The sequence below is a fragment of the Pontibacillus sp. ALD_SL1 genome, assembly GCF_017355605.1.
On sequence record NZ_CP062974.1, the window covers coordinates 1,261,693 to 1,273,976 of the forward strand.

Annotated in this window: 8 protein-coding genes; all 8 read left to right on the top strand. The window is 41.9% G+C overall.

Translation table 11 applies throughout. The features are described from left to right. The 8 genes from IMZ31_RS06355 (at position 1) to IMZ31_RS06390 (ending at position 12,217) form a co-directional block, all read left to right on the top strand. A complete protein-coding gene (locus IMZ31_RS06355) occupies positions 1-1,491 on the top strand; it encodes an MDR family MFS transporter (RefSeq protein ID WP_207529722.1) in 1,491 nt (496 codons plus the stop codon). A gap of 360 nt (positions 1,492-1,851) precedes the next feature. Continuing rightward, a complete protein-coding gene (locus tag IMZ31_RS06360; RefSeq protein ID WP_207529723.1) occupies positions 1,852-2,862 on the top strand; it encodes a LacI family DNA-binding transcriptional regulator in 1,011 nt (336 codons plus the stop codon). A 215-nt stretch (positions 2,863-3,077) separates the two neighbouring features. Beyond that, positions 3,078-4,415 carry an ABC transporter substrate-binding protein gene (locus IMZ31_RS06365; RefSeq protein WP_207529724.1) on the top strand — a complete coding sequence of 446 codons (1,338 nt, stop codon included), beginning with the start codon at positions 3,078-3,080 and terminating at the stop codon, positions 4,413-4,415. A gap of 104 nt (positions 4,416-4,519) precedes the next feature. Beyond that, positions 4,520-5,413: a carbohydrate ABC transporter permease gene (locus IMZ31_RS06370; protein ID WP_207529725.1), complete on the top strand. Its 894-nt coding sequence runs from the start codon at positions 4,520-4,522 to the stop codon at positions 5,411-5,413. A 4-nt stretch (positions 5,414-5,417) separates the two neighbouring features. Further along, a complete protein-coding gene (locus tag IMZ31_RS06375) occupies positions 5,418-6,296 on the top strand; it encodes a carbohydrate ABC transporter permease (RefSeq protein WP_207529726.1) in 879 nt (292 codons plus the stop codon). A gap of 17 nt (positions 6,297-6,313) precedes the next feature. Next, complete coding sequence (locus IMZ31_RS06380; protein WP_207529727.1) at positions 6,314-7,648, top strand: GH1 family beta-glucosidase; 1,335 nt, start codon at positions 6,314-6,316, stop codon at positions 7,646-7,648. An 11-nt stretch (positions 7,649-7,659) separates the two neighbouring features. After that, positions 7,660-9,003 carry a glycoside hydrolase family 30 protein gene (locus IMZ31_RS06385; RefSeq protein ID WP_207529728.1) on the top strand — a complete coding sequence of 448 codons (1,344 nt, stop codon included), beginning with the start codon at positions 7,660-7,662 and terminating at the stop codon, positions 9,001-9,003. A 13-nt stretch (positions 9,004-9,016) separates the two neighbouring features. Further along, on the top strand, positions 9,017-12,217 hold the full coding sequence (locus IMZ31_RS06390) for a cellobiose phosphorylase (protein WP_371825485.1): 3,201 nt from the start codon (positions 9,017-9,019) through the stop codon (positions 12,215-12,217). The last annotated feature ends 67 nt before the right edge of the window (positions 12,218-12,284 follow it).

The window sequence follows — 12,284 nt, forward strand, 5'->3', positions numbered from 1 at the left end:
ATGGACGAAACAAAACAAAACGAGCGCTATGAGTTTCTGGCCAATGATCCGAACTTTAAAGTCATGCCCGTGATGATTACGCTAATCATCGGGGCGTTTTTTGCGATATTAAATGAAACGTTATTGAACATTGCCCTTACAACTCTCATGGATCGTTTTTCAGTAAATGAACCTACCGTGCAATGGATGGCGACAGGATTCATGCTTGTTATGGGAATTATGACGCCCATCTCGGCTTTATTAATTCAATCGTTCACAACAAGAAAAATGTTTATAGGGACAATGACGATCTTCACGATTGGTACTGCCATTTGTGCAATAGCCCCAACGTTCCCAATTTTACTTGGAGGACGCTTGCTACAAGCAGTCGGCACAGGTGTGCTGATCCCGATTATCTTTAACACATTTCTATTAATCTTCCCACCGGAACGACGCGGTGCGGTGATGGGAACAGTCGGCCTTGTTATTATGTTCGCACCAGCCATTGGTCCGACACTATCAGGGATCATCGTTGAACATTTAGGATGGAGATACTTATTTATCACTGTAATCCCATTTTCATTGTTCTCAATCGCATTTGCTCTTAAATTCTTGCGAAACGTCGGGGAAGTGACGAAACCAAAACTTGATATTCTTTCAATTGTCTTATCGACAGTAGGCTTTGGCGGTGTCGTGTTAGGCTTTAGTCTAGCAGGCGAAGGGGATGCAGGCTTCCTTGCTCCGAAGGTTTATCTATCAATTATTGTTGGCGTGATCTCACTCATCGTGTTCACATTCCGTCAACTGAAGCTAGAGGAACCAATTTTAGACGTACGCGTATTCCGTTATCCGATGTTCACTCTCGGCCTAACAATGTTTGTCATCATTATGGTGTCTATGTTTTCATCAGAAATTATCTTACCTATGTACATGCAAGGAGCTCTCGGTTTACAGGCGGCTACCGCTGGACTTATCTTACTCCCAGGAGCCCTGCTGAACGGCTTAATGTCACCGATTATGGGTAAACTGTTTGATAAATACGGCCCACGAAAACTAATGATCCCAGCGACAGTTGTATTAAGCGGAACGATGTTTGCTTACAGCCGCATCGGTCTTGATACATCCATCCCTTACATTGTCGTGTGTTATTTACTATTGATGTTATCGGTATCTGCCATTATGATGCCAGCCCAAACAAACGGTCTAAACCAATTACCGAAGCACCTGTATCCACATGGAACAGCCATCATGAATACACTTCAACCTGTCTCAGGCGCGATCGGGATCTCGGTCTTTATCGGTATTATGACATCACGAAAAAATGCCTATTTAGAAAATGCCGCGAGTCCGACTACTGCAGGTAGCCAAGCAGAAGCACTCGTATCAGGTGTTGAGTTGGTGTACTGGGTTGTCTTCTTCTTTGCCATAGCAGCATTTGTCGTTACGTTATTTGTAAAGCGCGCTACTCCGGAGCAAGAAGTTGAATCTGAAGTGCAGGCAGAGGCAAAATAGTTGAATAGATCCAGAAGCAGTTCCGTTTAGAGTACTCATGAGAGGATGTGCTCTTTACGGGGCTGTTTTTTTATTGGAAGATTGGGGGAGTTGATTTGTGAGGTGGACGGATCGAACTTGGGCGCGACGGCTCAAGTGAATGCACCACGGCTCAAGTGAAGCAAGGACGGCTCAAGCTCGCCGCCCCTTGGCACGCGACTCGCATCAGATTAAACGCCCACTCATAACAAAAATAAGTCTAGATAATGACAAAAAGCAAAAAAAGCAAAAAAATTTTCAGAAAACGGGTTGCTTTTAAAAGAATCAAATGGTTATAATACAAGTAACGAAAGCGCTTTCGAAAAGTAAGAGGTGGACCTTATGGTTACAATCTATGATATTGCAAAGAAGACAGGGTTTTCTGTCACAACTGTATCAAAAGTATTAAACAATTATTCAGATGTAAGCGAAAAGACGAAGAAAGCGATTAAGGCTGCAGTTGAGGAGATGGACTATTTACCAAACTCTCATGCGAGAACGTTAACCACTAAAAAATCTTGGACGATTGGCGTAGTGTTCATCGAATCGTTAGGGATCGGTGTAAAACATCCGTTCTTTAATGCAGTAATCGAAAGCTTTAGGCAAGAGGTAGAAATAGAAGGTTACGATCTTCTGTTTGTTTCAAGAAATATTAGTAATCAGAAGAAAAGTTACTTGGATCATTTCAGGTATCGAGGCGTAGATGGTGTAGTCATTGTTTGTTCAACATATGATGACGAACAAGTGAAGGAATTGATTGAAGATCCGATTCCGACAGTCGTCATAGATATGAGTAGTGATCAATCGAGCGTCGTTTATTCTGATAACTATGAAGGCAGTCGGCTTGCGGTTGACCATTTGCATTCACTAGGACACACTCGAATCGCCCACATTGCAGGGCATGAGTCAACGTTTGCGGGGGAACAGCGTAAGAAGGGTTTCTATCAAGCTATGCAAGCATTACATCTTGAAGTACCTGATGAATACGTTGTGAATGGGGATTACTTTTCAATAGAAGGCGGCGCTAGAGCTATGAAGTCGTTGCTTGAATTGGAAGAGCGACCCACTGCTGTATATGCAGCAGGAGACAGCTTGGCCATGGGTGCCATGAATGCCATTCACGAACAGGGACTCCGAGTTCCGGAAGATCTATCTGTAGTCGGTTATGATGATATCGAACTGGCTCAGTATATCCATCCTGCCTTAACGACGATTCGACAACAGACCGATTTAATAGGTCAAGAATCTGCGAAACTATTATTAAAGCAAATTGATTGTAAAGAGAGTTATATAGCATGTACCCAGGTTCCGGTAGAGTTAATCATTCGTAAGAGTACTGGTCCTGTTGCATAAGCAAGGGAGGCTTTTAATGAATTCATTAAAGGCTCTTGTAAAATGAAAACGAAAGCGGTTTCGTGTAAGTAACTTATATTTTTTTAGCTTTTTCGAAAGCGGTTTCGCATGCAAGTGGATTTATATTTTTTTAAATATTTCGAAACCGGTTTCGAAAACTTATTAGGAGAAGGTCATTGTACCTTTTTAATAAAATCTCTGTAGGGGGTAGTAAGATGAAAAAGAGGTTAAGTTGGTCTTTGTTGTTGACGTTGATTTTAGGTATTGCACTACTTGCTGGGTGTTCTGATTCAGGTTCTGCATCAGGTGATGGAGCGAAAGATGATGACGTGCTGAAAGTATGGTCGTTCACGGACGAATTGAAAGAGCCGATCAAGACGTTTGAAGAGAAAAATGGCGTAAAAGTTGAATTAACGATTGTTCCGATTGCGGACTATCCTACAAAGCTTAAGCCTGTTTTAGAAAGCGGAGTTGGAGCACCGGATGTTTTCACAGGTGAGGTTGCATTCTTAAAGCAGTGGACAGATCGCGATTACTGGGAAAACTTATCTCAAGAGCCTTACAATGCGGATGAGTTGGAAGGTGACTACATTGACTATGTATACGATTTAGGGAAAGATTCTGAAGGTAATGTGAAAGCGTTATCTTGGCAAACAACACCAGGTGGTATTTTCTACAAACGTAGTATTGCTAAAGAAGTTCTAGGTACAGATGATCCAGGTCAGTTAGGTGAAATGATGTCTTCTTGGGACGGGCTTTTCGAAGTGGGCGAGCAGTTAAAAGCTGAAGGGTATCGCTTGTTCCCTGATGAAGGTGCGATTCGTTGGTTTGCAAAAGGTGAAGATCCACAGCCTTGGGTAAATGAAGATGATGAATTGGTTATGACAGATGCGAAATTGAACTATTTTGATCACGCGAAGAAATTAAGAGAGAAAGATTATACAGCTTTTGCTCCAGAATGGTCTCCATCTTGGAATGCTTCTATGAGTGGTCCAATCGCGTATAACGGCGGCTGGGAAGAAGTAGATGAAGATGCGGAAGCAAGCGACAAAACAGAAGTATTCTCTTATGCGCTACCAACTTGGGGTCTTCACAGTGTGTTGAAGCCTAATGCTGAAGACACTTCAGGCGATTGGGGCGTAACAACTGGTCCGGTACCTTACTTCTGGGGTGGAACTTGGATTGGTATTTATAGCGGATCTGAAAAGAAAGATTTAGCTTGGGACTTTGTACAAATGATGACGCATGATGAAGAATTCTTAACAGATTGGGCGAAAGAAACAGGTGACGTTCTATCTTACAAACCTGTTAATGACAAGATCAAAGACGAATTCAGCGAGCCATTTCTTAATGGACAAAACAACTACACGTTCTTCCTAGATCAAGCGAAAAAGATCGAGCCAGGCATCGTAACGAAGTATGATCAGCAAATTGATACACTTCTTGGGGCTCAGGTACTTGAGTATGTTGATGGTAAGAAGACGAAAGAAGAAGCGATTGAAGAATTCTACAAGCAAGTGAAAAATGCTTATCCGGAAATTAAGACACCATAAAGAGCAATGATAGAAGAGGTAGTCCGGTCTCCCGAGTGGACTGCGACTACCTCTATTCTATTTAAGGCACTTATGTAGATAGTCTGATAGAGAGAGGGATACCAATGAAGAAGTTAAACCACAAAGGGTATTATTTTATCGCACCATTTTTCGCGATCTTTCTCGTTTTTAATATCTATCCTGTTTTGCTGACCTTTTATTACACATTTACGAGGTATGAAGGGTATGGAAAGCCGGAGTTCATTGGACTCGAGAACTATACACGAATTTTAACCGATGGCTACTTCTTAGAAGCCTTCATCAATACTTGGAAGATCTGGGGATTAAACTTTGCGCTTCAACTTGGAATCGCATTGTTCCTAGCAGCACTATTCTCCGATTTACGATACCGCATTAAAGGGATCGGATTCTTCCGCGCCGTATTTTATCTACCGAACTTGATTACGATTAGTTCAGTAGCGATTCTGTTTAACATTATGCTTGATTGGCAGCATGGTTCGATCAATATGCTCTTAATGAAAATTGGTCTTATCTCTGATCCTATTAATTGGTTGAACGAACCGGCAACAGCTCAAATTTCTGTAGCGCTGATCTTAACGTGGATGTGGTTTGGTTACACCTTTATCGTTCTTATGGCCGGTGTATCTGGGATCCCTGGTGAACTCTATGAGGCGGCTCTCATTGATGGAGCGAACAGATGGCAGACTTTTGTACACATTACATTGCCTTTACTTAAACCTATTATGCTTTATGTCATGATTACATCACTTATTGGTGGATTGCAGTTGTTTGATCTACCGATGTTAATAACAGATGGTCTCGGGGCACCTGAAGGGTCCTTAAATACAATGGTTCTTTATCTGTATAACCAAGCATTCCGCTATAACAACTACGGATATGCAGCGACAATTGCTTATGCACTGTTCCTGATCACTGTAATATTCTCTGTAGTTACATTCCGATCCATGTATCGAACTAACGCGAAGAAAGAGGGGTAACGAGATGAAAACTGAGAAAAAGTCATTAAACGTGCCCGTTAACAAACAAGGGTTGAAGAAGAAAAGAAGTTTCTCCAGAAAGGCGATTTACACACTGTTGATCCTGTTAACGCTTATCAGCATTGTTCCTTTCTACATGATGATTATCAACGCAACTCGTGAAAATCAAGCCATATTAGGTGGGTTCTCCTTCCTTCCTGGAAGTGCTCTCATTGAGAACTACCGCACCATGATGGATTATGTGAACATTTGGAACGGATTTAAAAACAGTTTAATCGTTTCTGTTTCCGTTACGGTTCTAAGTGGTTATTTCTCAGCCTTAACGGCATTTGGATTTGCAGTCTATGAATTTAAAGGAAAGAATCTACTATTCATTTTCATGCTTCTTATGATGATGGTACCTGGACAGCTAGGGTTAATCGGATTCTATGAGCTAAACAATGCGATTGGAACACTTGATACGTACATTCCGCTAATTGTACCGGCTATTGCAAGTCCATTTGTGGTATTCTTCCTTCGTCAGTACTTATCTACGACGCTTCACCCTTCTTTACTTGAAGCAGCTCGTATGGACGGAGCAGGAGAGTTAAAAATCTTCCACACTGTAGCATTGCCAATTATGATGCCAGCGGTTGCGACGATGTCGATCTTCACATTTATCGGATCTTGGAACAACTATATCGTTCCATTAGTTGTCTTATTCTCACCAGAGAAGTATACGCTACCTGTACTTATGGGATTCTTAAAAGGTTCTCAAGTAGCTACAAACTTAGGTTCCATGTATTTAGGAATTGCGATTTCTGTTGTACCAATCATGATCGCGTTTCTATTCTTCTCTAAATATATCATTAGCAGTATTTCAGCAGGATCAATTAAAGGATAAAGAAGAGGGGTTACACTATGCAGCGATTTAAAGAAGATTTCATTTTTGGAACAGCGACATCTTCCTACCAAATTGAAGGAGCCGCATCAGTTGGGGGACGTACTCCTTCTATATGGGATACATTTTCCTTAACACCTGGTAAGGTTCACAACGGAGATACAGGAGAAGTTGCATGTGATCACTATCACCGTTTTGAAGAAGATATTGAAATTATAAAAAGTCTTGGAGTAGATTCTTATCGTTTCTCGATTGCCTGGCCACGAATTTTTCCTCATGAAGGTCAATATAATCCTGAGGGAATGGCGTTTTATAAACGTTTGGCTACTCGATTAAAAGAAGAAGGCATTCGCCCTTTCGTTACGCTTTACCACTGGGACCTACCTCAATGGGCTTATGAAAAAGGTGGCTTCACCAATCGTGAGAGTATTGATTGGTTCCTAGAATATGCAGAGAAATGTTTTGAAGAATTAGATGATGTAGTAGATATGTGGATCACCCATAATGAACCGTGGTGTGTAGCGATGCTAGGTTACTATGAAGGCGTTCATGCACCAGGACATCAGAATTTGCAAGAATCTATTCAAGTTGCGCATCACCTGCTTTTGTCTCACGGAAAAGCGGTTGAATTGTATAAAGAAACATTACAAAAAGACAAACCAATTGGCATTACATTGAACATGTCTCCTGTTTACCCAGCTAGCATGGAAACTCATGATTACACAGCGGCTCAGGCATATGATGGTTATCTGAATCGCTGGTTTATCGATCCTGTTTTCAAAGGAAGCTATCCTGAAGACATGAAGACGTTATATGGAAACAACGGTTGTGAATTTGATTTCATAAAAGAAGGCGATTTGAAATCGATTTCAATATCTTGTGACTTCTTTGGTATTAACTTCTACAATCGTGCTTTGATCGAAGCGTCCAGTGAAAATCCTTTAACATTCCAGGCAGCTCCATCTGATTATGAGAAAACGGGCATGGGTTGGGACATCTCGCCAAATGAATTTAAAGAGCTGATTTACCGAGTTCGTGAGGATTACACAACATTGCCGATTTTCATTACGGAAAATGGCGCTGCGTTCGATGATGTGTTAGAAGAAGACGGAAGCGTTCATGACGAAGGACGGAAAGGGTACGTGGAACAACATCTGACAGCGGTTGCTGAACTGAACGAAGAAGGAATGAACATTAAAGGATATTACTTATGGTCTCTTCTTGATAATTTCGAATGGGCGTTCGGATACGATAAGCGATTTGGGATCACATACGTTGATTTTGAAACACAAAACCGTTATGTCAAGGACAGTGCCAAGCGCTATACGGATATTGTGCGATCAAGAACCATATAAGGAGGAGAAACATGTCAAAGGTTCGAACCATTTTAACTTCTAAAGATACTGGAGACAGATTAACTGAAAAAGAATCTCTCCCTCTCGTTGATTTTAACGAGGAGGGGGATCTTACTGTTCAAGCGGATGAAACGTATCAAAAGATTCTCGGTTTCGGGGGAGCCTTCACAGAAGCGGCAGCTTATACATTAAGTCAAATCTCTCCAGAAAAACGGGATGAAGTCATCAAGAACTACTTCCATCCAGAAGAAGGACTAGGGTATACGATCGGAAGAGTGGCGATCCATAGCTGTGATTTCGCTCTTGGAAACTATACCTATGTGGAAGAGGGAGACGAAGAACTTACTACCTTTTCAATAGAACGAGAGCATAAATGGGTCCTTCCCCTTGTGAAAGATGCAATGAAGGAAAAAGGCGGGGAGATCGAGCTGCTAGCTTCCCCTTGGAGCCCACCGGCCTGGATGAAGAGTAATGGAGAGATGAACAACGGCGGAAAGCTTTTGCCACAGTACCGAGATGCGTGGGCGAAATATTACGCGAAGTTTGTTCATGCTTTCCGCGAAGCTGGAGTTGATATATGGGGCTTATCGGTTCAAAACGAACCAGCAGCTGTCCAGGTGTGGGACTCTTGTATTTATTCTGCAGAAGAAGAACGTGATTTTATTAAGGATCACCTCGGTCCTACTTTGGTCAGCGAGGGATTAGAAGATTTGAAACTTGTTATTTGGGATCATAATCGCGATATTATGGTCGAGAGAGCCTCAACTATATTAGAAGATCCTGAAGCTGCTAAGTATGTATGGGGCACTGGATTCCATTGGTACGTGAGCGAAGCGTTTGAAAACGTTGGGGAAGTGCACAACCGATTCCCAGATAAGCACTTGCTGTTTACAGAAGGATGCCAGGAAGGTGGCGTGAAGCTTGGAGAGTGGTTTACAGGTGAACGCTACGGCCGCAATATGATTGGCGATCTTAACAATTGGACAGAAGGATATATCGATTGGAATATGGTTCTAAATGAAGAAGGTGGACCAAACCATGTAGGGAATCTGTGTGATGCTCCGATTATCGCTGATACGAAAACAGGAGAAGTTCATTATAACAGTTCCTTCTATTATATTGGTCACTTTAGTAAGTACATACGTCCTGGAGCTGTAAGAGTAGGGCTTGAGATCAGCCATGAATCACTACAGTCTACAGCCTTCTTAAATGAGGATGGATCTCTCGTAATGGTTGTGATGAATGAATCCGACAAGGAAGCGGAATTCACGGTCAATCGGGATCAGAAAGCGTTCCACGGAGAACTTTCGCCTCATTCTATAGCGACGTACATTTGGGAACAAGATGCACAGTAAAGGAGAGGTTTTCATGGAGAGTATGATGGAAGGGATAACATATGGCTTTGATGAGTTGAATCGATTCGAAGTCGCTCAATATGATAAAGCAAAGCCTTTTTCAAGCTTTTTACCTGGCATAGCAGGTTTGGACGGAATTCCGATGTGGGCTTTTTATGTAAACAGAGGGCAAGGTATTTGTAGCTTTGGTATACAGGATAAGGATACCCCAATTATGGAATTCTCACCAGCTTCCATTGCTTATAAAAATGTAACGAATACAGGTTTTCGTACGTTTATTAAATGTGACGGCGAGGTCTATGAGCCATTCTCCCCTAGAGCAGGGATGGATACTGTCGAGCGCAAAATGACAGTAGAAGCGAATGAGCTTCAGATCCAGGAAGTTCATAACGGGCATGGGATTCAAGTGAATGTTGTGTATTTCACGATGCCCGGAGAAGATTTTGCTGCTCTAGTAAGACGTGTTGAGATTGTGAATTTGCGACCTGAAAAGCGGGACATTGAAGTCATTGATGGCTTGCCTGAAATCCTTCCATACGGGGTTACAAACGCTGCTTATAAAGAAGTAGGAAATCTAACACGTAGTTGGATGGAAGTGTTTAACCTGGAGAGTCGGATTCCTTACTATAAAGTTCGTGCGAGTATGGAAGACGTTGCCGAGGTACGTGAGGTACAGGGAGGGCACTTTTATCTATCATTTTCAGAAGATGAGGTGGTGTTGCCTCCTATTATAGATGCGAATGTCATCTTTGGGAGCGAGCAGTCCCTTCAGTTCCCTGAACGATTCCTGACGCATTCTGTTGATGAACTTCTAAGTACCGTTCAGCGTGCGACCAATAAAGTTCCATGTGGTTTCTCGGCTGTGAAGAGTACGCTAGATCAGGGAGGAACATTACCTCTTAACACATTAATTGGTCACGTATCAGATTCTGAGAAAATTCATCGAAAACGGGATACGCTAACACAAATACAGTTTATCGATCAGAAGCAACAAGAAGCCAAGCAACTTGCTGAAGATCTAACAAGTGCGATTCAAACGAAGACCTCATCCCCGATATTCGATCAATATTGCCGCCACAGTTACCTTGATAATGTTCTGCGGGGCGGCTTACCTCTTGTTTTAGATAATGGAGGAGAGGGCTTCATTTATCATGTATATTCAAGAAAGCATGGAGATCTGGAAAGGGACTATAACTTCTTCAAGCTAGCTCCGGAGTACTACTCTCAAGGTAATGGAAACTTTAGGGATATGAACCAAAATCGTCGTAATGACCTTTACTTCAATCCGAAAGTCGGTTCATTTAATGTTCGAATGTTTATGAACTTTATCCAAGCGGACGGGTACAACCCTTTGTTAGTAGAAGGGTGCCAATTTGACGTTAAAGCTGAAGATAAAGAGAAGATCATACAAGAAAACGTTGCAAACAAGCAAGAAGAGTTTGGTGCACTACTAGATCAACCTTTCACCCCAGGGAAGTTAATGACCTTCCTGAAAGAAGAAGAGGTCAAACTAAAGGGTGATGTAGAAGATGTATTTACCTCAGTTCTAAAGTATGCTGAACAAAGAATGGAAGCAAGCTTCGGAGAAGGATACTGGGTAGATCACTGGACGTATAACATGGACTTGATCGATAACTATCTATCCATTTATCCAGATCAAGTGGACAAACTGCTCTTTGAAGAAGAGCGTTATCGATTCTTCGATAGTCCGGTTCGTATTTCTCCTAGAAAAGAGAAGTATGTGTTAACGCCAAAGGGTGTAAGGCAATACGAAGCTGTTCATGAAGATGAGGAGAAGGAAACTCGATTAGGCATTCGTCGCAATGACACAAACTGGTTGAGAACGAATCATGGTAAAGGTGAAATTTATGAAACAACGTTAATCGTTAAGCTCGCATCATTAGCGCTTAATAAATTCTCTCTATTAGATGCTGAGGGTATGGGCGTTGAGATGGAGGCAAACAAACCAGGGTGGAATGATGCATTAAACGGATTACCTGGTTTAGTAGGTTCCGGTATGAGTGAAACATTTGAACTGAAAAGACTCCTTACTTTCCTTGTATCTTCATTGAAACGTGTCGACGAAGGGATTCTGATTCCTGTAGAGATGCATACACTTCTGCATGGAGTATATGAGAATGTGCGCCTGTGGGAGGATAGAGAGATAACCGACATCCAATATTGGGACCGGGTTGCTTCTCTGCGTGAGGAATACCGAGAGTCTGTCAACTTCGGAATTGATGGTCAGGAAGCATCTGTAGACCATCAGCATCTTCTTACAGCACTCACTCATTTCTTAAATAAAGTTGAACAAGGGATTGAAAAGGCCAAAGAATTCGGTGAAGGTCTTTATCCGACTTACTTCTATTATGAAGCTGTTGATTATGAAGTGATTGATGGAAGTAAGGGGCAAGATGGTTATGACCATGTTGATGTAAAGAAGTGGGAAACACATGTGTTGCCTGCTTTTCTTGAAGGACCTGCGCGTGCCATGAAAGTTATGAACGATGCAGAGGACATCCACAGTCTCGTTCGTCAGAGTGACCTGTATGATCAAGACATTCATATGTTTAAGACTTCGGTAAGTTTAGAAGGACAACCGAATGAAATTGGACGAATTAAAGCTTTCACTCCAGGTTGGCTCGAACGCGAATCTGTCTTCCTTCATATGTCGTATAAATATTTGCTATCTTTATTGAAAGCAGGCCTGTACGATAAATTCTATGAAGAAATGCATGATAGCTTAGTGCCTTTCTTAGACCCGGCGGTTTATGGAAGAAGCACACTTGAGAATTCTTCTTTCATTGCAAGTTCCGTCAATCCTGATCCTACATTGCATGGGCAAGGATTTGTTGCAAGGTTAAGCGGGTCAACGGCTGAATTCTTAAGTATGTGGAAATACATGATGATGGGGAATGGTCCTTTCATTATGAAAGAAGGCGAATTAAGTTTAGCGCTTTCTCCAATACTTCAAGGTGACTTGTTTACAGTAGAAGGTGAAGTATCGTTTACGTTCTTAGGTCATACGAAAGTGACGTATATCAATTCTGAGCGGAAGGATACATTTGGGGATGACAGAGTAACCATCCAGCAAACTGTCATTGTTTATCAGGATGGTAAACGTGTAACCCTCGAAGGACAAGAAATTGAGGGATCACATGCTAAAGCGATAAGAGAAGGAAAAGCGACTTCAATTACGGTCTATCTTGCCTAACTTCTGAAAAAAGAGCTCTTTATGAGCTCTTTTTTTGATTTATCTGAAACTTGCTAGTGCTAATGTC

Excerpts from the sequence above, each read along its gene's own strand:
- IMZ31_RS06355 (WP_207529722.1), top strand. The coding sequence starts at position 1 with ATGGACGAAACAAAACAAAACGAGCGCTATGAGTTTCTGGCCAATGAT.
- IMZ31_RS06360 (WP_207529723.1), top strand. The coding sequence starts at position 1,852 with ATGGTTACAATCTATGATATTGCAAAGAAGACAGGGTTTTCTGTCACA.
- IMZ31_RS06365 (WP_207529724.1), top strand. The coding sequence starts at position 3,078 with ATGAAAAAGAGGTTAAGTTGGTCTTTGTTGTTGACGTTGATTTTAGGT.
- IMZ31_RS06370 (WP_207529725.1), top strand. The coding sequence starts at position 4,520 with ATGAAGAAGTTAAACCACAAAGGGTATTATTTTATCGCACCATTTTTC.
- IMZ31_RS06375 (WP_207529726.1), top strand. The coding sequence starts at position 5,418 with ATGAAAACTGAGAAAAAGTCATTAAACGTGCCCGTTAACAAACAAGGG.
- IMZ31_RS06380 (WP_207529727.1), top strand. The coding sequence starts at position 6,314 with ATGCAGCGATTTAAAGAAGATTTCATTTTTGGAACAGCGACATCTTCC.
- IMZ31_RS06385 (WP_207529728.1), top strand. The coding sequence starts at position 7,660 with ATGTCAAAGGTTCGAACCATTTTAACTTCTAAAGATACTGGAGACAGA.
- IMZ31_RS06390 (WP_371825485.1), top strand. The coding sequence starts at position 9,017 with ATGGAGAGTATGATGGAAGGGATAACATATGGCTTTGATGAGTTGAAT.